Raw genomic sequence first — 24,936 nt, 5'->3', positions numbered from 1 at the left:
TTCGTCGCCAGAAAAATGATGCGGCATGACCTGGGCATGATGGTTCCCGCGGGCATCGCCATTGTCGTCGGAACACTGTTTATTGCCATGACCTTCCTCTTCGGCAACACCATGGACGTTTCCATGCGGCGGATGGTCTCATCCGATGCTGCCCAGGCCAACTACGCCATCATCCCCGCGGAGGGCAGCCATCCCGATCAGAAGAGAGTGAAGGACTTCAAAACCGAGGAGCTGGCAAAAGTCCCAGGAGTTCACGCAGTCAGATCAGACACCCAGCTCATGGCGGATGTCCGCGCCGGCAAGATTAAGAGCGAGGGTGTAATCGCCATTCCTATGGCGGATTCATCGCTGATGCCGGTCGGTCTTGCCAAGGGATCCTGGCCCAGCGCCGATGACCAAGTGGTCCTACCAGGACCGACTGTGTCCAGGCTCAGGCTCTCTCTGGGCGACAAGGTGAATCTGAACCTGTCGCCTAACATGCTGTACATATCCGAGGACCATGGGTCTAAAAATCAGGCCAGTGCCGACCAGGTGGCGGGCAGGTTCATATCGAAGCCCCTGACCTTGTCGGGCGTCAGTTCGAACCGGGGCAACGAAGGCGGCGAGTTTGGCGAGTCGGGCGGTGCAATCGTGCTGACCCCCAAGACCATAGATGCCTTTATGGCTACAGCAGGCCTTGGCGACATGGGTAACCTGTATGCCCAGAACGTTTACCTGAATGTTGGCGGGCAGGGCAGCGACCTCGATGGGACTCTGGCCTCTCTGCGCAAGCTCATGCCTTCCGGCTATTCCCTAGAGGACCGTCACACCATGGAGGACCGACTGGTCAAGACCGCGCTAGGCGGTTCCCAAAACCCCGTGACCACCTTCCTTCTGGTCTTTGGCACACTGGCCATGTTCGTGGCTGCCACCGTCATCGCCAACACCTTCCAGGTCATGGTCGCTCGGCAACGTCGCTATTTGGCCCTCCTGAGGACGATAGGCGCCAATAAGAGCCAGGTCAGGGCCAGTGTTCTGATGCGTTCAATCATCCTGGGCGCTGTGGCATCCCTGATCGGGGTTGGCGTCGCCATCGGCATCATGGCTGTTCTGGGTGCAGCCAAGGCACATACGAGTTCCCTCTACTTCCAATTGAAGCTGACTCCGGCAGTCTTCCTGGTGCCTCTTGTTTTCGGCATCATTGTTACGGTCCTGGCCTCCCTGGGCTCCTCATGGGCCGCCACCAGGGTCAGTCCTTTGGAGGCGCTGAGGCCTGCCGATCTTCTGGAGAACAAGCGGACGAGCAGGATGCGTCTGTTTGTCAGCGTGGTCATGATTCTGCTGGGCATCACCATGACGGTCTGGTCCCTCTGGCAGGTCAGGCTCAGTGTCACGGCAGACAAGGCCAGCAAGACATCCGGAGACGGGCCGAACATTGTTGCTGCCATGGCTGTCATCGGCATTGTCCTTGCCTTCGTGGGCATTCTGTTCAGTGCCAATCGTTGGATTCCTTCCATCCTCAAGGAAGTCGGGTCCCTGGTTTCTCGGATCGGGCCCTCGTCCACAATCGCCGTGGCCAACATCGCACGGAACCATTCCCGTGTGGCGGCTACGGGTACCGCCCTCTTGATTGGTGTGACACTGGTCGCCACCCTGGCCACGGGCGCCGCCAGTGCCAAGCAGACCATGGCCGACATGCTGGACGAGCACTACTCCGTCGATCTGCAGATCAGCGCCGATGGTCTGGATGAAAAGGCTCTGAATGCCATTCGTCGAATCGACGGGGTCGCGCAGGCCGAGCTGGTGCCCCAATATGCTGCCATGGTCAAATCAGGCGGTGAGAACGGTGCGGGAATGACTATTTTCGCCCTGGATTCACACAAGATCGATCGTCTCCTGAACGCCAAGGTCGGCAAGGATCTTTCCGGACAGGATGCCCTTTTGCTCCCGGAAAGCCTCATGGACAAACAGAAGGATTTTCACGACGGCGGGAATCTGGGGCTCAATATTCTCAACCCGATTCAAGGCGATGCTCATGGCGGATCCGCATCGGTGGCTCAAAGACTCTTCGTGACCAGTGTCTATGCGCCCTTCCAGGGGATTGATGCCAGTAATTTCTATGGTCTGACTGACTCATCCTCGCTAAATGGCGTTCAGCCTCAGACCGTGCAGATCTGGGCCAAGGTCGATGGTTCACCAACAGTCCCGGCATTCATCGACAAGGTGAAAGACGCGCTTTCTGGTTATTCGGCTGTTGCCGTCAAGGGTGGGTTGGCTGAAAAGCAGCAGTGGGATCGGACCATCGACAGCCTGCTCATGATCATCCTGGCTCTCTTGGCGGTGGCGGTCGCCATCGCCCTGATTGGCGTAGCCAACACGCTTTCCCTCTCGGTGCTGGAACGCCGACGGGAGTCCGCCACCCTGCGGGCTATCGGGATGACCCGGAAACAGATCAGGCGGTCCCTGGCTGTGGAGTCAGGGCTGATAGCTCTGGTGTCGTCCTTGTCTGGCATGATCCTGGGCCTGCTCTTCGGCTGGGCTGCAGCCTATGAGATTTTCTCCTCTCTGGGTACGGTGGCTTTCCCCATTCCTTGGACCATAGGCATAGTGATTCTGCTGGTGGCGCTCGTAGCCGCGATCTTGGCAAGCGCCCTGCCTGCAAGACGCGTCAACCGGACTCCACCGGTCGTGGCTCTAGCAGAGGAATGACGACAAGCCAGCCTTCACCCAGGCGCATCTTGGTTGAAGCCGGGAATGAATGACTCATTCTGCCGGTTGATGGTTTCCTCGATGCTACTCGGGTGTTCCTGTAGTCAATCACGGGGATCCAGGCAACTGTTTCAATCCCTTGGTCCGATGGTTGCATGTCTTGTGACTCGTGTCTTTTGTGCTGAACAAGATGTTCCTCATCTCCGCAGATGTCCATCCCCGCCGCCCCGCGTTGGTTTGGATGGTGTTAGCCTAACAGGAGGAGTTCTTCATCGCACTCATCCGTAAGGATGATTATCTTCATCGCTCCCAGGGAGCATATCGCGGCAGCTAATAGCCACATAGGGTCGGAAGCTGACGGGAGAAAGGTTTCCTCGCGGATAAGGAGCACCATGCAGAACAAAGCGGATACTTCGTCTTCACAAGGGTTGATCGACAGAGCAGGTCCAGGCGTCGCGGGACCGCCGGCTGTCAGTGCCAGACAGCTGACCAAGGATTATGGGCAAGGATCGAACGCCGTCCATGCCCTGCGTGGAATCGACGTGAATTTCGAGCGTGGCCGGTTCACGGCCATCATGGGACCTTCAGGTTCGGGCAAGTCAACGCTCATGCACGTTCTGGCTGGTCTGGATACTGTCACCTCAGGCCATGTCTATATGGCCGCTGATCTTCTGCATCCGAAGAGCGGAGATCGTCACCATCCATCGATTGACCAGGCCGGCCGAGTCGACCTGACAAGAATGGACGACCGTCAGCTGACCCTGATCAGGAGGCGGCATCTGGGATTCATCTTCCAGAGCTTCAACCTATTGCCAATGTTCACTGCCAAACAGAACATCCTCATGCCGCTGGTACTGGACGACGTTCGGCCCGACACCTCGTGGATGGAGCAGCTGGTAGAGACTCTGGGATTGTCGGAGAGGTTGGACCATCGGCCCAGCGAGCTCTCGGGTGGCCAGCAGCAGCGTGTGGCCATTGCCAGGGCCCTCATCACCAAGCCTTCAATCGTCTTTGCGGACGAGCCTACGGGAAACCTGGACACGGTTTCCTCGACCGAGGTGCTCAGCTTCCTTCGGGATTCGGTCCGCGAGCTGGGGCAGACCGTCATCATGGTCACTCATGATGCCTATGCCGCATCCTATGCCGACCGTGCGCTGGTCTTTGCCGACGGACGGATAGTTGCGGACCGACAGAATCCGACAGTGAAAGCCATGAATGACCTTCTGGCTGAACAAGTCTCGGCTGGCACTGCTGGCGATTCCCAGGTACAGGACTAGGGGGTGCACTGTGTGGCGGATAACCCGTACGATGATGAAGCGCGATGCACGTATGATGATGCCGGCTGGTCTGGCCATTGTTATCGGCACCCTCTTTATGTGCCTGACGCTCCTTTTTGGCAACGTGGCGAATGCCTCCATGCGTCGCGAGATGAGCGTGGATGCTGGTCAAGCCAACTATGTTGTGGCCTCCAGAGAGGATCAGGACAAGCCAATCCTGTTCGACGAGTTTGACAGCAAAGGACTGTCGAACTTGCAGGGGGTTCGTGGTCTGCGTCCTGATGTCAGCCTCTTGGTGGATGCAGAAGCAAACGGTCAGTCCAGCAAGGAGATCCTGGCCATAGTAGGTGCCAGGCAGGAGCTTATGCCTATCGATCTGGTTCGGGGGCAATGGCCGGATTCAGATGATCAGGTTGTGCTGCCGCAGCCCGTCTCCGACAGGCTCCAGGCGGGCCTGGGTGATAAGGTGCGCCTCCATCTGTCCACCTTGACGCTGCCAGGTAGTGATAGCGATAGTGCTCAGGATTCTTCAAGCAAAGAACGTCTTGTTGACCAAGGAACCGTGGACTTGACCGTCTCAGGCATCAGCAAGAGCCGTGGTCGACAGTACGATGACTTCGGTGGAGCTGTGGTGCTGACGGATTCTCGGATTGAGCGTCTGCTGAGTATGGCGGGAATGGTTGGACCGGAGTCCCTTCCTGTGAATAATGTCTATCTGCAGGTTGATGGCCAAGGCAAGGAGCTTCAGAAGGCTCTGCAAAATATCAGGCGATACGTTCCCAAGGGATACCAGCTGGAGGATCGTCGTACCATGGAGGACAGGCTGCTCAGAGAGCAGACCGGCGATGGTGTGGACATCACAACTCTTTTCCTCATGACTTTTGGTTTGCTGGCCATGGTGGTGGCTGCCTTGGTGATTGCCAACACCTTCCAGATCATGGTGGCCAGACAGCGCAGGTATCTGGCCCTGCTGAGGATTATTGGTGCTGATCGACGGCAAATCAGGGTAGGCGTGCTGCAGCAGGCCCTGCTTCTTGGCGTCATATCGTCCCTGATCGGCATCCTGCTGGCCATGGGCTTGATGGGCCTTGCCGGTTGCCTTGGTTTGCATTCGGGCACCATGAAGTTTGAACTCCTGCTTACACCCGCCTCCCTCCTGGTTCCGTTTGTGCTCGGTGTTTTGGCAACCCTGGTGGCTGCCTTTGGGTCTAGTCATAGGGCTATCAGAGTCAGACCGCTTGAAGCCCTGCAGCCAGTGGATTATCAGGAGCAGGGCAGCAGGAATCGGACCGGTTTACGAATCAGTATCCTGCTGGCTGTCATTGGTCTGGCGTTGGTGACCTGGTCATCTTGGCGCGTAGGGGAGTTAGTCCGGACAAACTCTGGCGACACAGTCCAGACCAGTAATCAGCAGGAACTCTTGCTAGGTCTCGCAGTATTGGGTGTTTTGCTGATTTTTCTGAGTGCGTTGATAGGGGCTCGTCGATGGATTCCGGCTCTGCTGCGTTGCCTGGGTAGACTTGTGTCCAAAATTGGACCATCTTGCAGGGTCGGAGTGGCGAATATCGCTCGAAATCCCTCACGAGTCGCTGCCACAGGTGTTGCTCTGCTGATTGGCGTAACTCTGGTCTCCACTTTGGCTACGGGTGCGGTAACCGCTAAACGTACTTTGTTCAAGGATATTGATCAGCGTTATTCCGTGGATATTGAAATATCTGGTCAGGGGCTGAACAAGAGAAATGTGCGGGCCATTGAGCGTGTCGAAGGTGTTGCAGATGCAGAGCTGGTGCAGCGATTTAATGCCAAGGTCGAGTCAGGAGGCCCCTCACAAGCTTCCATGACTGTCTATGCCTTGGATGCTTCACGGATCAGGCGAGTGCTTCATGCCGATCTGGGTCCAGGTATGCAAAGGTCGGATGCGCTACTGGTGTCGACCAGAACGATTTCCAAGCATTCCGGTTACCGGGATGGAAGTCAGCTGAAGTTGTCGATAGCTGATCCTCAGGCGGACGACGAACGTGAAAAGGAGGCAGATGCAAGAAGAACATTGACCGGGGTCTTCGCCGGATTCGGAGGGCTGAATAACAGTGGCGTCTATGCAATCACGGACTCCCGGAATGTCGCTGGGATTGACACCAAGACGCATGAAATCTGGATTAGGACGCAGGGAGATCGCGATGCTGCACTGCTCTTGGATGACATACGTCAGGCTGTAGGAGAGCATGACGACATGGCTATGAGCGGAGGGCTGACGCAAATGAGGACATGGAGCGAAACAATCGATTCCTTGTTGGCAATCATGGTGGCATTGCTGGGCGTTGCTGTGATTATCGCCCTGATAGGGGTTTCCAACACTTTGATGATGTCGGTGCTGGAACGCCGTCGTGAGACTGCCACGCTCAGGGCAATCGGCATGAGCAGCGTCCAGGTTCGTCGATCCTTGGGAGTCGAGGCCTGCATGATAGCCCTGGGAGCCAGTCTGGCTGGAATCGTTCTAGGAACGCTCTTCGGATGGATAGGAGCCTACCAGGTCTTTGTGCCCTTAGGATCCGTGACCTTCACCGTGCCATGGTCGACTTTTGCGCTGATACTGCCAGTGGCCTTGCTGGCTGCGGTGGCAGCCAGTGTGCTGCCAGCCAGGGAGGCAGTCAAGGTTTCACCCATTGAGGCTCTTAGTGACGATTGATGCTGCATGACGTCCAGGTTCATACCAGATGGTTTTCGTAAGCGAAGACCACCGCCTGGACGCGGTCCCGGGCATTGATCTTCTGGAGAATGTGAGTGACATGAGTTTTCACTGTGGGCAGTGAGATCCCCAGATTGTCGGCTATCTCCTGGTTGCTCAGGCCCTGGGCTATGTGAATCAGGACCTGCAGCTCGCGATCAGTGAGCAGGTCCACTTCGGGATCGCGGTAGGTCGATCCCGATGGCATGGACCCGGCCGCAGGCACGTCATGGGCCATGTGTTCGATCAGGCGTTTTGTAGCCGAAGGAGCGATGATCGCGTTGCCCCGGTGAACTGTACGGATGGAGGACAGGAGGGTTTCAGGCTCGGTATCCTTGAGCAGAAATCCTGATGCACCGGCTTTTATGGCAGCCATGACGTATTCGTCAAGATCAAAGGTGGTCAGCACAATGACCCTGGGCTCCGGACCGTCGGGTGACAAAGCAGTGATCAGGCGGGTGGCTGTCAAACCATCCATGCCGGGCATGCGGACATCCATGAGGATCACGTCAGGACGCAGGCGTGAGGCCAGATCCACTGCTTGCTCGCCGTCCGCGCCTTGGCCAACCACGGTCATGTCATCCTGGGAGCCGATGACCATGGCAAAACCGGCTCGGACCAGATCCTGGTCGTCCACGACGGCAACGCTGATGGGTTCGGTCCGTTCCATGAGAGCCTGCTTCTTTCCGCTAGATGATGGCCAGCGCCACCATCCGATTTTATCTGAGTTGAGTGTTGCTGGGAATTATGACTGGGAATTACGACCGGTTTCAATTTCTAATCAATGTAATCGCTGCCTGGTTGATTGTTGACTGAGTAAATGTTGACTGAAATGTTGACTGAACAACTGTCGTCGGAGCGACTGTTAAATAGTGGAGTGGCGCTCGTCAGCTATCGTTGCCTGTAGTGGGCTAATCTTCGGGTGTATGACTTATAGAGTGCTCATTTTTCTGTATGTTCGTCTTAGGAGGTGCTCCTCATCAGGAACGCCTATGTCAGGAGTTCGATTGCTCTGATTGGTCCGATTGGGCATGCTCTGGCTCCTTATCCTGTTGTGATTGTTGCGAATGGTTGTCGAGCTGATCATCGAGATCTACTGGCAGGGGTTTGGCTGGATGAAGAGCCGGCAAAGGTATGGTCTTGTGTGTGGGTTCGACCATCTGGTTCCTGCATGAATCGAGGCTCGTGTCTTGGGAATCGGCGGTGTCAATGTTTGAACGCAAATCGGTGCTGGAACTGTGACGCAGGATAGTGAGCAGTTGTCGCATGCGAGCTAGGGCCTGGCGTCCTTGAGTTGCAATGTCGCCGAAGGCTTGCGCTACCTGCTCTGGGGAAGGGTTCACCCCCTTGACTTGATAATGGTTCAACTCGGAGATGGCTTTGGTAGTGGATGCAATGACTGTATTCAGGGTTGCAGCCACTTCTACCTGCATGGTAGAGCCAATGAGTTCGCGCTCTTGATTGGCTGCCAGAGCCTGGCTTTCCTGCAGGGTCTGGTTTAGCGCGCGCTCGCGTTCCTGCTGGAGGAGCAGGACCGAACCACGAGTACGTCGGCGTGAGGCAATCAGAATGGTCAGCAGACAGATCAAGGCCGGTGCGGCCATCACTATGAAAAGTGTTAAATGGGATACAGAGAAAGATGATTTTGCCGGGCCTTCTGTCATGTAGGCCAGAATGGTTGGACACCCTTGGTTATTGGCTACACATCTGACAGCCCATAAAACCGTATCCGTGATGACCGCCAACGGAACCCACCGTCGGGTGGTGTATTTACCGTAAACCATTGCTGAATATACAGCGACTGGGGATAAGACTGCAGCTTCTGGCAGCCAGGGCGAGAAGAGCAGCAGCAGGGCGGCAACTGCAGACACTATGGCGGCGCAAATGCCGGGACGGACCCTGCGCACAATCAGAGGCAAAGCGATACCTAGCGTGGCGATGACCTTTACTGGTCGGCCCGGATCATATTGTCGCATGACAGGTGCTATAGCAAGAGCGTGACCTGGATTCTCTACCAATACGAGTCCGATTACCAAACCCAGGTCGGCCGTCAATGGATGGCGTTGAAACCAGACGAAGAGCGTGGAGACAATCGAGCGCAGGGACCATTGAGCTTGTCGATTGGCACGTATCCCCGCTTCAGGGTCGGACTTTGGCGGAGTGGCAAAAGGAATCCACGCTTGGAGGTGGTACCCGCCTTCTGTTTCGGGACCAGTTTGAAGGTTGCCTCCAAGAGAAGTCAGTCGTTCGCGCATCCCTATAAGACCGAAACCTGAATGCGTAGGTCGGTCCATCTGTGGCGGAGAATCTGAATTGGTAGAGGCATGGTCAAATGGGCGGTCGTCAATGGTTAGACACAAACCGTCCGTGAGCCACTGTTCTTCAACTAGCACAGCCGAAGCCGGAGCGGCATGCTTGCGAACATTGGTCAATGCTTCTTGCAGCACCCGGTAAGCAGTTATGGTGCGGCTGCGATCCAGCTTTTCTGGGCAGGGTCGGCCTTCAATGCGTCGGCTGAATTGGGATTCTGGCTGAGCAAGTCGGGCGGCATCTATCAGGTCTGACCATGATTTATAGCTGGTCGGCGGATTGTTTGAAGAGGTGGCAACCGAAGGCCAGATACGCGCATTGTCGGCCGTATCAACGTTGGCCTTGGCAGTGTTGGTGGCTGGACTCTCTTTGATTATGTGAAGATGGCCGCTGGCTTGGCTCGGCTGAGTGCAATCTGTTCCGGCTGGATTCAGATTATGAGCGTTCCCGGATTGACTAGCGGAATTCGTTTGGGCAGTTGTTTGAGATTGGTCAAGCGGCTGGATATGGGCTGGGTCCGTTGGTGGTGGGGAAGAAGAGTGTTGGCCTGGAGGAGAATCCGCTGTCTTTTGGCTGGTTTCGGGTGCCGGGTTGGTTGGAGTCTTGAGTTTGCCGAAAAGCGAGCTCAGCTCACGTAGGGCGCGGCGGCTCTCTTGATCAATGGTGCGCATGATCTTGAGAGCAAGGTTCGTATCGGCTGTGGCTGCGTATCTGCCGGCATCTGCCTGCACGATGACGATGGACAGAGTGTGGGCGACGACATCGTGCATGTCACGTGCTATGCGGGCCCGCTCAGCGCTGGCAGACAGGGCCGCGCTTTGTTCTGCCTGCAGGGCCAAGGCGTGGTTGCGTCGCCGGGCCTCATCAATGGCATCCCTTCTGGTCCGCGTCCAGTAGGCTGCAACGATGGCTATGAGCAGCAGAAGCCCCTCGATCAGCAAATTCGATAGGAAGGTGACTGCCAGATCTTTGAATGAGGTCGGCAACATTGAGATGTGGTCCGGCCACGTCTTGCCCGGAGGCAGAAACCCCAGATCGACCAATGTAAAGATAAGGCAGGATAGGGGCGTCATGACCCAAGCCACAGTCAGATAGAGTCGGCGCCAGGATGGACGTCCGTAGAGCAGACAGGAATAGACCATCACCAGGCAGACTGCATCGGTGAGCATGATGGCAGGCCCCAACAGGAGCTGAGCCAGAGCCACAGCGACGAAGAGCCCGGCTGCTAAATCCGGGAATCGGCGACGGATAACCACAGGGGCTATGAGCAGGACAGTCCACATCAGGATCAGGTTTTCCTGCAAGGGGATCAGGGCCCCATCTCGTAGATTGGCGCTGGAGCCGCTCACCAGCAGAAACAGAAGGATGGCGAAGAGAGCGTCAGTCAGTAGCATTCGATTATTGGACCTGGTGATTGGTCGCTGCGCTGTTTGACTGACTGTGTTCATGGAATCAACAATATTCGGGGACAGCGGGAGGTGCCATCAGTCCGAGGGATGATGAGGTCAAACGCGGTCCCAGGCTGTCGCAAGGTGGATGAGCCAGAGTAGTTGTAATCGGGAATGGGCGCTTAGTGGTGAGTCAAAAGATGGCGGCCTTGCATATGACGATTGGTAATTAGCTGTCTAACACTTGGAGAGACTTGTTGCCACTTCTTGCCGTGGTGCTGTTTACGCATTCTCGCATCGAATGGCTCTCTGCATAGCATGCACGGCCAAGACACGCGCGTACTCTCCAATGCACGTCGCGACCCTTAGATGTATTTAACACTGGCGATAAGAACAGATTCAGTGCTTGGATTTAGACGGCAATAAAAGCGGATTTCGGACTTGCCCTCAGTTGGTAAATGAGTATAAATTCCACATTTGCACTCAACTGGTAACAAGTATGCATCTTATATTCATCCATCCAGCCTCTATTGCACAGATACCAGTCAGGCCGACGAATCGTGGTGCATTCCGCAACGGTTCATCGGCCTGACAACGCAGGGAGGGGGTCAGCAGCGCTCTACTTGTATAATCGGTGGACCCTGACCAGCGGACCCTGGTTACAAGATCCCGGTGGTCAGGATTCCGATGGCTCGACCTTGATGGCTCCGGTCCCGAACGTCCAAACTCAGGAGAAACGCAGCCTAATCTGCTCGGCCGTGCCGTAGGAGGCCTGCGCCCCTTGCCCGGTGGCGGCGTAGGCGGAGACGTAGGAGGCCAGCTGGGCGGCCTGCACAAGGGTCATGTCGGAGGCCAGGCCGGCCAGCACGGTGCCCATGAAGGCGTCCCCGCAGCCGGTGGTGTCCACGGCATCCACATGCACGGCGTGAATCCGGTAGGTCTGGCCCTGGTCCAGCACCATGGATCCCTCGCCGCCCAAGGTGACGATGGCCCGGTGGAAGCCGAAGTCCTGCATGGTCTGGTTGATCCGGTCCCAGTCGGCCCCCAGCCAGTCGCCGTCCTCGGGCTCGTCGATGCCCAGCAGCTGAGCCATCTCATGCTCGTTGACCAGGATCAGGTCCGAGTTGGCGATCAGGTCGGCGGGCAGGTCGGCGCGGAAGGGGGAGTCGTTGAGCAGCACGGTCATGCCGGCCTCGTGGCCCATGCGCGCGGCCTCGGTGACCGTCTCGATGGGGCTCTCCAGGCACAGTCCCAGCACCTTGGCCGAGGTCAGGGCTTGGCGGGAGCGGTGGGCGTAGTCCACGTCCACCTTGCCGTTGGAGCCGGGGGAGTAGACGATGGTGTTCTCGCCGCGCGCGTCCACGGTGATGACTGTGGTTCCGCTGGCTCCCGGCACGGTCATCACATGGGAGACGTCCACCCCGGCGTTGCCCAGCTGTCCCAGCAGGAAGTCGGCGTTGGAATCGGATCCCACGGCTCCGAAGAGCCTGACCTGGGCGCCGATGCGGGCCGCGGTCGCCGCCTGGTTGGCCGACTTGCCCCCGGGCAGCACCTGCAGGGGACCCCCGTTGATGGTCTCGCCGGGCTTGGGCAGCCGGTCGGTGTTGACGGTGTAGTCCGCATTCATGGACCCGACCACCGAGATGGACCCCGTGATGGTATTCAGTCCCTTGAGCACCTGGTCGGGTTCTGCCGCCATATCTTGAATCATGTTTCTCCGTTCCTTGATGAGCTTGTCCGCCTTGATGATCACGCTGTGACAGGTTCAGGGATCCTGGCCGGTGTGCGCGGGCGGGCGACCCACCGAGGCGCAGTGGCGGTAGCTGGTCTGCAGCCGGACCGACCGCACGGGCGAGCCTGCCATCAGAGCCAGGAGCATGTCCACGCAGCGGGTTCCCATGGTGTCGATCTGCTGGGAGATGGTCGACACGGCCGGGGTCAGGATGCGGAAGACGGGCAGGTCGTCGAAGGTGATCATGGACAGGTCCTCGCCGATGCCGATTCCTCGGGACTGTGCCGTTTTGATGGCGCGTATGGCATCCAGGGAGGATCCGAAGAGCACGCCGGTGATGCCCTGCCGGGCCCAGAGGTTGATCATGTCGGGGTCGAAGGTGCCGGGCTCTACCTGGTCGGCCAGGGGGTCGTCCATGCCCTCGATGCCTGCCAGCAGGTCCCGGTAGACGTCCAGGCGTTCCCGGAAGGTGGCCGATTCCTTGAGGGGCCCGGGCACCAGGGTGATGTGTCGGTGGCCCTGGGCGTGCAGATCCTCAAGGGCCTGCCTCAGGCCGGGCTCGGGGTCGGCGTCCACGCAGGGGATGGCCCGCCCGTCGCGTCCAGCGGCACCCTCGGCGGCACGGTCCACGCAGACCAGGGGCAGTCCGCGTCGGGTCAGTTCCTCCAGGGTGTGCGAGGAACGCGGCCCGGGCACGATGATGGCTCCGTCGATGTGCTGGCCCAGCAGATTGCGCACCTGGGCCCGGTCCTCGCCGGGGTCGCCCTGGGTGGAGGTGCAGATCAGGGTCTGGAAGCCGTGGTTGAGCAGCTGGCCCTGGATCAGGTAGGCCAGGTCCGCGAAGTAGGAGTTGCGGATGTCGGGGATGAGCAGGCCGATGGTGCGCGAGTGGGCGGAGTGCATGGACCGGGCCCGGGAGTCCGGCACATAGTGCAGGTCGTGGATGACCTGGTTGATGCGCTGTCGTGTGGCGGGGGAGATGCGCCCGGAGTCGTTGAGGGCTCGGGAGACCGTCGATACGGAGACACCGGCCCGTTGGGCCACATCCCTGATCGTCGCGTACGCCATCATGGCCTTTCGTCGAAGTGGTCGGCCGCCGGGCCGGACTGCCGACCTCGGCGGTTGCCTGACCGCCGCCATGGGCAGGCGAACGGTTCTGACAGCCTTCAGTTATATCAGTGCGGTAACGATACCGCAACTTTCACAGCATGGCCCGTCGAGGCTTGGCTGTGAGTGAAGGTGAGCGAGGCTAAATACTTAGCAGAAAGCGGCTACTTGCAAAAGTGCGGTGGGCGCGAGGAGCGCGTCGAATCCCCCTGGGGGAGGTCAGCGCGGGAGCATCCGCCTGAGCTGGCTTCGACAGCCAAACAGGTCGGAACGGAACCCGCTCAGTTTCACAACATCACTGCATCTACCGTGCTATCCGAAAAACAGCACACAAGCCAGGTCCAACCGCCCGGCGACAATGAACCCGACTGACCTAGAAGAAAGGAGCCAGCGTATGACCAACCAGGGATACTATCTGCCGGGACTCTACGTTCGGGAGGGGTCCATCCCCGTTCCCTTGGACTGGGCGGGCAGTGAACCTGGCGTCTGGCGAGCCGAAGATCATTCGGACCAGGCGGTTATCCGCTGTTTCTACCGCGTGGTCTGCGCTCCCGAGCACATCCACGACGACCTGCCGCTGCTGGTCTACCTGCAGGGCGGACCAGGATCGGGCGCCCCACGGCCATTGAACGCCACTGCCGACGGGTGGATGGCCGAGGCCTTGCGCCACTTCCGCATTGTCCTGCCCGACCAGCGGGGTACGGGCCGGTCCAACGCCATCGACGGCTCCACCATGGCCTCCCTGGGAGAGCCCCGGGCCCAGGCCGACTATCTGAAGCATTTTCTGGCCGACTCCATCATCCGGGACTTCGAGCACCTGCGTCGCACGGTCTTCGCCGGCCGTCCCTGGGTGACCCTTGGGCAGAGTTTCGGCGGCTTCCTGACCATGGCCTACCTGTCGAACTTCCCCCAGGGGCTGGCTGCGGCTTTTACCACCGGGGGCGTGCCCCACATCCCCGCTGATGCCTATGAGCTCTACTCCCATACCTTCGCCAAAATGGCCCAGCGGTCCCAGGCCTTCTACCAGCGCTACCCAGGGGACCAAGACCGTGTGGCAGCCATTGCCGACCGGTTGTCACAGGGCGATGTGGTCCTGCCCGGCGGCGACCCCCTGAGCGTGGAGCGGCTGCAGACCCTGGGTGCCGACCTGGGCAAGAGCGGCGGGTTCGAGCGTCTCCATTGGCTGCTGGACACAGCCTTCCTGGATGGGGATGGCAGCCTGCCCGCTTCCGGTGCCAGCAGCTCCCGGGCCACCCTCTCGCAGGCCTTTCTGGAGGGGGTGCGGTCGGCCACTGCCGTCACACCGCTCTACTGGCCCCTGCAGGAGTTCATCTACGCCGACGGAGACTGCGAACCCCTGCGCTGGGCTGCACAGCGGGTGCGCGATGCCCGTCCTGAATTCGATACTGCTGCCCGTCCGCTCATGTTCACCGGTGAGGCGATCTTCCCTTGGATGTTCCAGCAGGAGGCGGCCCTGCGCCCCTTCGGCCCTGCGGTCAGCCTGCTCATGGAGGAGGGCTCCTGGGGCCACCTGTACGATCCCGAGCGTCTGGCCGACAATCAGGTACCCCTGCAGGCCGCAGTCTATGCCGACGACCTCTACGTGCCCTCCGAGCTTCAGCTGGACACCCTCTCGCGCGTGGGCCACGCCCATGCCTGGGTGACCAACGAGTTCGAGCACGACGGCCTGCACGGGGACAGGGTCTTCGCCCATCTCTACCGGCTGGCCCTGGAGCGCGGCGATCTGGAGGGGCTCTTCCCGGCGCGCGGCTAGACTTGAGGGCATGAACACGGACTCATTGACTCTCGGATTCATCGGATACGGCAACATGGCCCAGGCCATGGCCCAGGGGCTTGTCGATGCGGGCGTGCTGCCCGGCGGCCGGATTGTGGCCTGCGCAGCCCACTATGACCGGCTGGTGGAGCGGGCGGCCCATCTGGGGGTGCGTCCCATGCACTCCGGCACCGAGGTGGCTGCGGCCGCCGACCTGGTGATTCTGGCCGTCAAGCCTGGGCAGGTGGCCCAGGTCTGCGAGCCCATCCGCCATGAGCTGGCTGACCCGGACCGCATGGTCCTCTCAGTGGTGGGCGGCATGACCCTTGAGGACTATGCCGACATCCTGGAGGAGGGCACCCACCTGATCTGCGCCATCCCCAACACCCCCATTTCAGTAGGGCAGGGCATTCTGGTCACCCAGGAGGACGACACCCTGACCGACCAGCAGCGGGAGCTCTTCATCCAGGTCTTCGACCCGGTGGCCATGATCGAACGGCTGCCCCGGGAGTTGGTCTCGGTGGGCACGACCATCGCCGGATGCGCGCCCGCCTACACGGCCATGTACATGGAGGCCCTGGCCGACGCCGGGGTGGAGCACGGGCTGCCCAGGCAGGCGGCCTACCGGCTGGCGGCGCGCATGGTTCAGGGGACCGGAGCCCTCTACCTGGCCACCGGCACCAACCCCGGGGCCATGAAGGACGCGGTCTGCTCGCCGGGCGGAACCACCATCAAGGGGGTCGCCTCCCTGGAGAAGCACGGCTTCCGTGGAGCGGTCATCGAGGCCATCGATGCGGTGGAGCGCGGCGACTAGGGGAAGCCACGCCGGGGCAGTCCGGGCAATAGACTGGTGGATATGTCGTTAACCATAGGAATCGTCGGGCTGCCCAACGTCGGCAAGTCCACACTCTTCAACGCCCTCACCCGCAACAACGTTCTGGCGGAGAACTACCCCTTCGCCACCATCGAGCCCAACACCGGCATCGTGCCCCTGCCCGACGACCGGCTGCCCGTTCTGGCCAAGCTGGTCCACACGGACAAGATCGTGCCCGCCACGGTCACCTTTGTGGACATCGCCGGCATTGTCAAGGGGGCCTCGGAGGGGGAGGGGCTGGGCAACCAGTTCCTGGCCAACATCCGCGAGGCCGACGCCATCTGCGAGGTGGTCCGCGCCTTCAATGACGACGACATCGTCCACGTCAACGGCAAGGTGGATCCGGCCGACGACATCGACACCATCAACACCGAGCTGATCCTGGCCGACATGCAGACCATCGACAAGGCCCTGCCCAAGCTGGAGAAGGACCAGCGCGGGGGCAAGATCAAGCCCGCCTACCTGGACACCGTCCGCAAGGCCAAGGAGATTCTGGGCCAGGGGCGGACCATCGACCAGGCGGCCCAGGCCGGGGACATCGACAAGGACGAGCTCTACGACCTGCATCTGATGACCGCCAAGCCCTTCATATACGTCTTCAACGTGGACGACGACGAGCTGCAGAACGAGGACATGAAGAAGCAGCTGGCCGACTCCGTGGCTCCCGCGCCCGCCATCTTCCTCAACGCCCAGTTCGAGTCCGAGCTGACCGAGCTGGACGAGGCCGACGCCCGCGAGATGCTGACCGATGCCGGGCTCAAGGAGTCCGGCCTGGACCAGCTGGCCCGGGTGGGCTTCGACATCCTCGGCCTGCAGACCTTCCTGACCGCCGGGGTCAAGGAGGTGCGCGCCTGGCAGATCCACAAGGGCTGGACCGCACCCCAGGCCGCCGGGGTCATCCACACCGACTTCGAGAAGGGCTTCATCAAGGCCGAGGTGGTCTCCTACGACGACTTCGTGGCCGCCGACGGGTCCTACGCCAAGGTGCGTGAGGAGGGCAAGATGCGCCTTGAGGGCAAGGACTACGTCATGCAGGACGGCGACATCGTGGAGTTCAAGACCGGCATCCCCTCCGGCTCCAAGAAGTGAGCGCCCGTCCCGGGTTCGCCATTCGCCGGGGTCATGGGCTGCCGCTGATCTTCGTGCATGGGTCAGGTGTGGACCACCACATCTTCGACGATCTGGACCCCGCCTTCGAGCGGGTGGGCGGCTTCGAACGGATCTACCTGGATCAGCCCGGCTTCGGCCGCACGCCGCCCGACCCGTCCATCCTCGACCTGGACGGTCTGGCCCGGTGGCTGGATGACCAGGTGGACATTTTCAGCGGTGGCGGCCCCTTCGCCCTGGTGGGCAACTCCCTGGGTGGGCTGCTCAGCCGCCATGCTGCCGCCGGTCGACTGGACCGCTGCCGGGGGATGGCTCTGCTCTCCTCGGTGGTCGACCCGGTGACCGCCCACAGGCGCCTGCCTCCGCGTCAGGTGCTGGTCCGGGACGACCAGGGATTGGCCGAGGTGGACGAGTTCACCAGGCATGCCTACCGGCAGATGGCAGTGGTGGAGTCCCGGGAGCATCTTGAGGCCTACCAGCGCACCATCATGCCCGGCGTTCGTTCGGCCGACGCCGATACGGTGGCGCGAATGGAGGGCCACTACCAGCTGGATATGGACTTCGACCGAGCCTGGAACGGGTTCATAGCCCCTGTGCTCTTCGTCTGCGGCCGCCAGGACGACCGTGTTGGCTACCTGGACCAGTTCGACCTGGCCTGCCGCTTCCCCCGGGCCTCCTACTCGGTGCTGGACCGGGCCGGCCACAATGTGCAGATCGAGCAGACCGCCCTGGTCTGCGACCTGCTGGAGGACTGGGCCAGGCAGGTGCTGAAAGGCTGAGTCCGCCCTGTTTCCTTCTGCCGCTAAAATGAACTGTGCATACAAGTTCGTTCGATGGCGACGAAGGGGAAGGACATGGCTGTCTGGGGATTGGATAGCACACGCCTCAAGCGGCGTGTGCTTGCCATGCTCCGTTGGCTGCTGGACCCTGTCCGCCGCACGCCTGTGGTAGTGACAACCGCTCTGCTGACGCTGCTGTTGACAGTCCTGATCGTCAACCTGATCCAGCCGGTGGATGCGGCCCGTGCGGAACGATCGACAGATGCAAGCGCCTCCAGCACGGCCACTGTTTCAGCGAGGCAATTTCCCAAGGCGCATCATCACAGTAAATCCGCCTCCTCCTCTTCATCAGCGACGAAGGGGCAGAAAAAGCAACAGACAAAGGCTAAGAAGGCAGACTCTGCTAGCTCCTCCACTCAGCCTGTCGATTGGCTCAAGCCTTCGCAGCAGGTCGATTACCCGGATCCTGCGGCTCATCCTGGCCTCTCCCTGGAGGTCAGCCTTCAGGATCAGCGGGTCTATGTGCGCGACGGGTCTCAACTGCTCTACACCATGTATGCCTCGACGGGCATGGATGACTCCACGCCCAGAGGCAGCTTCCGTATCCAGTCTGAGCGCGGCGACCGCTTCTACAACCCCAGGGAGGGGATGGGCGCCCGCTACTACACTAGCTTTCTGAATCACGGGGTCTTCCTCTTCCACTCGGTCCCCACTGATTCCAGCGGCAGCTACATCAAGGAAGAAGCTGACCTGTTGGGCATCCGTCCCAGCTCCCATGGTTGCATCCGGCTGACCGTGCCCGATTCCCTGTGGATCATGCAGTCCGTGCCCACCGGCACACCCGTCTTGATCAAGTGAATTCCATAGCCCTCTGTGCAGTCCGCAGCAACAACACGGGATTATGTGCTGACGCATGTGCCTTGGGTTTCTGATTTTGCATTTGCCAAAAGAGAACAATAGAAAATGACTAGCAAGTATACGTCCTGCAATGTCATTTTATTGACCAACCGTTTGTCACTTTTAGCAAATTCACATCAGAGTCGACTAGAGCTTAACTTGTTTCGTTGCCTATTCTCTGAAATATCGTCTTTTTTATGTTTAGATGATGTTGAATGTTTTATGTTCACGACATTTACCGTCATTGTGAACACCATAAGTTACTATATCAGTATTTGTAACTCTTGTTTTCCGGATAGCCGCGTATTCTCGTATAAGTGCGAAGCTTGTTTTAAAACTAATTCTGACTATCTACCGTCTCCCTAGTTACCAAAATTTACTAATTAAGCCTTATAGTAGGTGCAGCATGATAATTTTCACTTAATTGTCTGCCCTAATAAATTAAGAGCAAATCTTTGGTGATACTGAAGGGGGAACACAGATTGGCAAGGAAGCCCAGCACAGAAACTCGTATGACGTTGTACCGCCTCATAGGCTTGCCCTCATATGATGCCGCGATACGCGCTAGATATCAGCAGTCAGATGATGATGAATATGACAATAGTGAAGAAGTTGTCCATGTTGCGGAAACAGAGGCTTATCTATACTGGAGCACCGTTAATCATGATCAGGCTAATTGGACTGATACCGTAAAAGGGCTTACTAAAAAAGAACTGAGAGTGGGGAATGCTACAGCCTCAGCAGTTCTCATTATTCCAGATGCAGATAGTACTCAGTCTGTATCAGGAGCTGAGTTGGTATCGGGCACTGAATCAAGCAACGACAATGATTCGGCTAAGACCGGTAAGAAAACAACTTCTTTTTCTGCTTGGGCAATAACCTTTGGAATGGGTTTTCAGATGCTTGAACCGCAATACGTAGATCCTAGGTTTGGGTTACGTGTAGCAATTAGGTGTGCAAAACCTGCTGGTTTAAATGTTCTTAGCAAGACAACTCTCGATGAGAGACCTGAAATGATTCGTTCAACGATACCTGCGGGTGCGGAACTCAGAAGTTTCGGATTTGAGGAACTCGGTGATTTTTCAACAAAACTCGTCGCTGAAGCACACATAGACGGCATTGGTGACTCTAAGAAACCGATAAAACTCAGAGGGGCAGACTCGTTAAGCATTCCTCTCTCCAAGTCACCGGAAAAATTATTAATGAACTTGGAGCAGATCAAGGCGGTGCTTGACCGAAAACCCGCGAGTTCTGAACTCGCTGCATTAGAGCATCTTTCATTGGTTAAAAACAAGGCGATGAAAAACGAACTCGATCGTTGTCTTATTAAAGCTATCGGAGAGAAGAGCGACCAAGTGGCCCTCTCATATCCCTATGAAATCATTGATGATTTCGGACAAGTCGAAAGTTTCAGAATCTTTGGTACTGGAGATAGACAGCATTATGATTATCTGCCTACATTAAACAATATTCTTATACCGCTTCAAGAAGTAGATGAGAAGGAGCGATTAAACAGACTTCAAAAGATATATATTGTCCTTTTTAAGGGTCCCGACGACTCAGATGTTAGCAGTCCAAAAATTCCTCTAAAAAAATGGTTTACATTCCAGAAGACTATCGGCGACAAGAGGTATTTTTTGCAAAACAATCGCTGGTATGTCATGGACAGCGATTACATTGCGAATCTTCAAAAACAGGTAAATACAATCTTTGGTCGTGGGCCATACTTTAAGAACCTTCCCGATTGGCCTATATATGAAATACCGGAAGATGGGAATGCTCAAAGGAAGGCAAACGCTGAATTAAATTACAACAAGCAGCTCTCAAATAGACTCGGAGGACTTTGTCTTGACCAGCAGCTAATCCGACCGGAAAACCATGGTTCAGGGATCGAAGCCTGTGATGTGTTAATGCCTCATGGCGTCTTCATCCATGTTAAAAATGTATCGTCTTCTGCCCCGGCAAGTCATCTTCTGGCTCAAGCTCTTGTTTCAACGGAAATACTGCGAACCAACGAGGAAGCACAGAAGCTTCTCCAAGAGAAGATTAAAGAAATCGCACCAAGCGGTGTTGACCTTCAGAAATATGAGACGAAACCTCGTCGTGTCGTTATTGTTATAGCGAAGGATGATAGGCCGATAACTGCCGGTACGCTTTTCACATTCACCAAAATAAATCTAGTCAGACACGACCAGGAACTCGCCAGCATGAATGTAGAACTGAATATTGCTCCTGTGGTTCGAAAGAAGCAGCCTATGTGAGCTTGTCTATGTCCGTAGTTACTTGATTTCCCTAGTTGCTTGCATACCTTATTGTTTCAAGGATCTTTGGTTTGAATGTTCCTCAGTTTCATATGCAAAATGCAGATTATTTGTGTTTCCCTGAATATGAGACAATAGCGGACCCAAGCGAGGTCCTTAACATTAATGATTAGTTTATTAATGATTAGTTTGTTTGCGCCGCTTTAGATAATTCTCCCGGTTGTAGCCTGTGTCAAACGGGGGACTGAGTACTCACCAAAACAACGGATATGGAACTTATATCAAGTATAAAAGGAATCCAGAGTATTGGCTTATTGCCACTCGGTCCCCACAGATTCCAAGGACAGCTACATCAAGGAGGAGGCCGATATGCTGGGCATCCGCCCTGGCTCCCACGGCTGCATCCGACTGACGGTGCCCGACGCTCGGTGGATCATGCAGTCCGTGCCCACCGGCACGCCCGTCCTGGTCAAGTGAATTCCTCTCGTAAGCCGGGATAGCCGCGTCCAAAATGTGGCCATTCACCTGCGTGCCCGCCTTGGGTTTCCTATCTTTGCCCCTACCACAAAGAGAACTATCGAGAGGAAGTGGTCGGGAATCATGCAAAAGGTGCAGCGGTTCAGTGACTGGTTGACTAAGTGGTTCATCCTGGTGGTCCTGGTTTGGGCCGCCATCAACTTCTTTGTCCCGCAGATTAGCATTTGGGCCCGCAGCTACACCAACTACTTCCTGAGCATTATTCTCTTCGGCATGGGACTGACCCTAAGCCTGGATGATTTCAAGCGAATCGTCAAAATGCCGCTCATGGTCATTGTCGGCACCATAGCCCATTACCTGATCATGCCCCTGCTGGCCGTGCTGCTCTGCCGCATCTTCCGGCTGGACGGCATGATCGCTGTGGGCGTCATCCTGGTGGGCTGCTGCCCCTCGGGGACCTCCTCCAACGTCATGTCCTACCTGTCGCGCGGCGATGTGGCCCTGGACGTATCAATAGGACTGCTTTCCACCTTGTGTGCGCCCTTCATGATCCCCATGCTGATGAACCTGCTGGCCAGCCAGTATGTGGCCATCCCCACCAAGCAGCTCTTCCTGACCGCCCTTGAGGTGGTGCTGATCCCCATCGCCCTGGGCCTGGCCGTCCACGCCATCTTCAAGGAGAAGGTGCAGAAGGTGACCGTGGCCCTGCCGGCCGTCTCGCAGATCGCCATCCTGGTCATCATCGGTGTGGTCGTTTCCGTCAACCATGCCAAGCTCTTCACCGCCGCCACCGCCCTGGTCCTGCCGGTGGTCATGCTCCACAACCTGTGCGGGTACGGGCTGGGCTTCCTCTTCAGCCGGCTCATGTACCGCCTCTATCCCAAGGGGTTCCGCTACGCCCAGCAGAAGGCCATCACCTTCGAGGTGGGCATGCAGGATTCCGGACTGGGCGCGACCCTGGCCCTGCAGGCATTCGCCGCCGACCCGATTGTGGCCATCCCCTCAACCTTCTTCAGCGTCTGGCACAACATCTCCGGCTCGGTGCTGTCCGCCTGGTGGCGTCGGCATGACGACCGGCTCGGGATTGCCGCAGACTCCGCCCAGGGTCGTCCTGAGCCGGCTCGCGCCTAGGTTCCGCAGCTCCTTGATTGCTGGCTGGATCTGCTACAGGCCCGGTCCGGCCAGCAGGAAGCCCAGGGCCGTCAGCAGGGGCGGCAGGAGCATTGAGGCTGCCAGATAGCCAAGAGCCGCCAGATGCCGTCTCTGCCGGGTCAGGGCCAGCACCTCGTTGACCGCTGTCGAGAAGGTGGAGAAGCCGCCCAGCAGTCCTGTGGCCAGCAGCAGCCGTCCCCAGGCGGGCAGTCCGTGGAAGGCGGCCAGGGCGGCCACCAGTCCTGCAGCAAAGCCGGCCAGCAGGTTGATGATCATGGTCGACAGGGGCAGGTCCACCTGCCAGCGGGCCTTGACCAGGGCATCCAGCAGGTAGCGCAGTCCGGCACCCAGGCCGCCGCACAGGCAGATCAGCAATGTAAATGCAATGGTCATCGCACACCCGCCTGGATGTGTGCGGCCAGACGTGCTCCCAGCGCGGCCATGGACCAGGAGACCATCAGGCCTCCGGCAAAGGAGATCAGCAGGTAGGCAAGGGTTGCCCGGACTTGACCGCCCGACAGTTCTTGGACCAGTTCCAGCGAGAGCGTGGACATGGTCGACAGCCCTCCGCACAGGCCCATGCCCAGGCCCTTGTTGGTCAGCTGCCTTCGGCGCGCGTGTGCGCTTTTGGGCAGCCCGGCCAGGAAGGCGGTCAGCAGGGCGTAGCCTGCGCAGGCGATCAGGTTGGCCAGGAGGGTTCCCGGATGCAGCGGACCGCTCTGGCCCGGCAGCAGGCTCAGGGCGTACCGGCAGCCTGTGCCCAGGGCTCCGCCCAGCATCACCGCCAGGGCTGTGGCCATGTCAGGTCCGGTAGGGGGTTTGGTCATTGGAGGCCTCGGTTCCCGACGGACCAGCGTCCACGGGGTCGGGCTGGATGGCATCGCCTGCACCCGGCCCGCAGACGGGTCGTCGAATCATGGTGCAGGGACTGTCAGCGGTTTGCGGTTCGGGGCTCAAGCCCCGGGCGGGTTCCATCGCCCGAGGCTCATGTTAGGAGTGCAAGGGGACCGCAGCTGCCACAGCTGTCGTGGCTGCTCACTCGGTGTGGTTCTCCGGGTCCAGGGTCAGCCGGTCGTCGTCGGCGTCGTAGTCGAAGAGCTCGCCGTAGCGGCCCCAGGTGATGGCGGTGTCGAACTGCTGGACGGCCTCCTTGTCCGAGTGGTGGGCCCGCAGCAGGTCCAGGATCAGGGAGCCGTGCAGGCTCTTGTCGTCGCTGTTCTTCAGGGCCCGGTCGATGATGCGGATCAGGGGAACGTGATCCATCAGCATGCGTGAGAACATCTCCTTGCTCTCCAGGATGTCCGCGTCATGCCAGGCCCGGCCCTGGTCGGTCAGCCTGACGTGCCCGTTGTCCGCCTGGAAGATGCCCAGCATGAGCCCGGCGTCGATCAGGGGGAAGAGGTCGTCCACCTCGAAGGAGAGCTTGGCGGCCAGGTCGGCCAGGTCCATGCCGTTGGGTTGGTTGACCATGACATCGGCCAGACCGGCCAGGCCGCCGGGGGTGGCGTCGGGCAGGTTGCGCTCGGCGGTCTCCTCGTCCCGGACCGAGTCCCGCACAGCCTGACGGTTGCGCACCTTGGTCTGCAGACGGCGGCGGATGTCCTCGCTGTCACGCTGGCCGGTCAGGATGGAGTAGAGGTAGTCCACGCAGGACTGGAAGAGGTCGGACTGCTTGTCCCGAGGCCTGTCCAGGTTGATGGGCACGTCGGCGATGACCCGGCCGGGATGCGAGTCCAGGACCAGGACCCGGTCGGCCATCTCCACGGCCTCCTCGATGTTGTGGGTGACGATCAGGACCGACTTGACGCTGCCCGCCTCCTCGGACCAGACCTTGAGGACCTCCTGGCGAAGGTTCTCGGCAGTCAACACGTCCAGTGCCGAGAAGGGCTCGTCCATGAAGAGGGCGTCCGGCTTGAGGACCAAGGCCCGGGCGATGCCCACGCGCTGGCGCATGCCGCCGGAGAGCTCCTTGGGGTAGGCGCTTTCGAAGCCGTCAAGGCCGATGGCGTCGATGGCGGCCAGGGAGAGTTTCTCACGCTCCTTCTTGGGCACGCCCCGGGCCTGCAGACCCAGCTCGACGTTGTCCTTGACGGTCAGCCAGGGCATCAGGGCGAAGCTCTGGAAGACCAGGGCCACGCCGGGGTTGGGTCCGTCCAGCTGCTTGCCCCGGTATTCGACGCTGCCCTTGCTGGCCGGGACCAGGCCGGCCAGGATGCGCAGCAGGGTGGACTTGCCGGCGCCGGAGCGGCCCAGGATGGCCACCACCTCGCCCTCGTGCAGGGTGAAGTCGATGCTGTCCAGGACGGTCAGCTCCGCGCCCTTGTCGGACTGGTAGGTCTTGGTCACGTGCTTGGCCGTGATGATCCCGTTGGAATTGATCTTGGTCAT

The 24,936-nt window shown here is 58.9% G+C and carries 18 protein-coding genes; 11 read left to right on the top strand and 7 right to left on the bottom strand.

What is annotated here, in order from left to right:
- The first annotated feature begins 36 nt into the window (after nt 1-36).
- The 3 genes from GYM67_RS05590 to GYM67_RS05580 all read left to right on the top strand — a co-directional run bounded on the left by GYM67_RS05590 (nt 37) and on the right by GYM67_RS05580 (nt 6,651).
- Nucleotides 37-2,688: an ABC transporter permease gene (locus tag GYM67_RS05590; RefSeq protein WP_220235994.1), complete on the top strand. Its 2,652-nt coding sequence runs from the start codon at nt 37-39 to the stop codon at nt 2,686-2,688.
- 392 nt (nt 2,689-3,080) lie between these two features.
- Nucleotides 3,081-3,965 carry an ABC transporter ATP-binding protein gene (locus GYM67_RS05585; protein ID WP_220235993.1) on the top strand — a complete coding sequence of 295 codons (885 nt, stop codon included), beginning with the start codon at nt 3,081-3,083 and terminating at the stop codon, nt 3,963-3,965.
- Nucleotides 3,966-3,996: 31 nt separating this feature from the next.
- Complete coding sequence (locus tag GYM67_RS05580; RefSeq protein WP_220235992.1) at nt 3,997-6,651, top strand: ABC transporter permease; 2,655 nt, start codon at nt 3,997-3,999, stop codon at nt 6,649-6,651.
- Nucleotides 6,652-6,670: 19 nt separating this feature from the next.
- Here GYM67_RS05580 and GYM67_RS05575 read toward each other — a convergent pair whose 3' ends face one another.
- From GYM67_RS05575 to GYM67_RS05560, 4 genes are all read right to left on the bottom strand, one after another.
- Nucleotides 6,671-7,360, bottom strand: coding sequence for a response regulator (locus GYM67_RS05575; RefSeq protein WP_220235991.1), 690 nt, complete (start codon nt 7,358-7,360; stop codon nt 6,671-6,673).
- A 325-nt stretch (nt 7,361-7,685) separates the two neighbouring features.
- Nucleotides 7,686-10,394 (bottom strand): sensor histidine kinase, encoded by a 2,709-nt coding sequence (locus GYM67_RS05570; RefSeq protein WP_472841090.1) that lies wholly within the window; start codon nt 10,392-10,394, stop codon nt 7,686-7,688.
- A 721-nt stretch (nt 10,395-11,115) separates the two neighbouring features.
- Entirely contained in the window at nt 11,116-12,099 is a 984-nt protein-coding gene (locus tag GYM67_RS05565) for a ribokinase (protein ID WP_220235989.1), read from the bottom strand.
- Nucleotides 12,100-12,153: 54 nt separating this feature from the next.
- Complete coding sequence (locus GYM67_RS05560) at nt 12,154-13,191, bottom strand: LacI family DNA-binding transcriptional regulator (RefSeq protein ID WP_220235988.1); 1,038 nt, start codon at nt 13,189-13,191, stop codon at nt 12,154-12,156.
- A 430-nt stretch (nt 13,192-13,621) separates the two neighbouring features.
- Between GYM67_RS05560 and GYM67_RS05555 the strand changes: the two genes are divergently transcribed.
- The 8 genes from GYM67_RS05555 (at nt 13,622) to GYM67_RS05520 (ending at nt 22,527) form a co-directional block, all read left to right on the top strand.
- Nucleotides 13,622-15,001, top strand: coding sequence for an alpha/beta fold hydrolase (locus tag GYM67_RS05555; protein ID WP_220235987.1), 1,380 nt, complete (start codon nt 13,622-13,624; stop codon nt 14,999-15,001).
- A gap of 10 nt (nt 15,002-15,011) precedes the next feature.
- A complete protein-coding gene (gene proC / locus GYM67_RS05550) occupies nt 15,012-15,815 on the top strand; it encodes a pyrroline-5-carboxylate reductase (RefSeq protein ID WP_220235986.1) in 804 nt (267 codons plus the stop codon).
- Nucleotides 15,816-15,857: 42 nt separating this feature from the next.
- A complete protein-coding gene (gene ychF / locus GYM67_RS05545) occupies nt 15,858-16,964 on the top strand; it encodes a redox-regulated ATPase YchF (RefSeq protein WP_029678472.1) in 1,107 nt (368 codons plus the stop codon).
- On the top strand, nt 16,961-17,761 hold the full coding sequence (locus tag GYM67_RS05540) for an alpha/beta fold hydrolase (RefSeq protein ID WP_220235985.1): 801 nt from the start codon (nt 16,961-16,963) through the stop codon (nt 17,759-17,761). The genes ychF and GYM67_RS05540 overlap by 4 nt, the downstream gene beginning before the upstream one ends.
- A gap of 54 nt (nt 17,762-17,815) precedes the next feature.
- Nucleotides 17,816-18,619 carry a L,D-transpeptidase gene (locus GYM67_RS05535; RefSeq protein WP_220235984.1) on the top strand — a complete coding sequence of 268 codons (804 nt, stop codon included), beginning with the start codon at nt 17,816-17,818 and terminating at the stop codon, nt 18,617-18,619.
- Nucleotides 18,620-19,170: 551 nt separating this feature from the next.
- Entirely contained in the window at nt 19,171-20,919 is a 1,749-nt protein-coding gene (locus GYM67_RS05530; protein WP_220235983.1) for a DUF6119 family protein, read from the top strand.
- Between the two features lie 306 nt (nt 20,920-21,225).
- Nucleotides 21,226-21,396, top strand: coding sequence for a L,D-transpeptidase (locus GYM67_RS05525; protein ID WP_220235982.1), 171 nt, complete (start codon nt 21,226-21,228; stop codon nt 21,394-21,396).
- A 123-nt stretch (nt 21,397-21,519) separates the two neighbouring features.
- On the top strand, nt 21,520-22,527 hold the full coding sequence (locus GYM67_RS05520; RefSeq protein WP_220235981.1) for a bile acid:sodium symporter family protein: 1,008 nt from the start codon (nt 21,520-21,522) through the stop codon (nt 22,525-22,527).
- A gap of 33 nt (nt 22,528-22,560) precedes the next feature.
- Here the strand turns inward: GYM67_RS05520 and GYM67_RS05515 are convergent, their stop codons facing one another.
- The 3 genes from GYM67_RS05515 to GYM67_RS05505 all read right to left on the bottom strand — a co-directional run bounded on the left by GYM67_RS05515 (nt 22,561) and on the right by GYM67_RS05505 (nt 24,936).
- Nucleotides 22,561-22,941, bottom strand: coding sequence for a fluoride efflux transporter FluC (locus GYM67_RS05515; protein ID WP_198184375.1), 381 nt, complete (start codon nt 22,939-22,941; stop codon nt 22,561-22,563).
- The gene (locus GYM67_RS05510) at nt 22,938-23,375 is read right to left on the bottom strand and encodes a FluC/FEX family fluoride channel (protein WP_220235980.1); all 438 of its coding nucleotides are present in this window, start codon (nt 23,373-23,375) and stop codon (nt 22,938-22,940) included. The genes GYM67_RS05515 and GYM67_RS05510 overlap by 4 nt, the downstream gene beginning before the upstream one ends.
- 208 nt (nt 23,376-23,583) lie before the next feature.
- A complete protein-coding gene (locus GYM67_RS05505; RefSeq protein ID WP_220235979.1) occupies nt 23,584-24,936 on the bottom strand; it encodes an ABC transporter ATP-binding protein in 1,353 nt (450 codons plus the stop codon).

The sequence above is a fragment of the Bifidobacterium asteroides genome, from assembly GCF_019469425.1.
In the GTDB taxonomy this organism is placed as follows: Bacteria; Actinomycetota; Actinomycetes; order Actinomycetales; family Bifidobacteriaceae; genus Bombiscardovia; species Bombiscardovia asteroides_I.
This window is presented reverse-complemented; position numbering and strand designations above follow the sequence as displayed.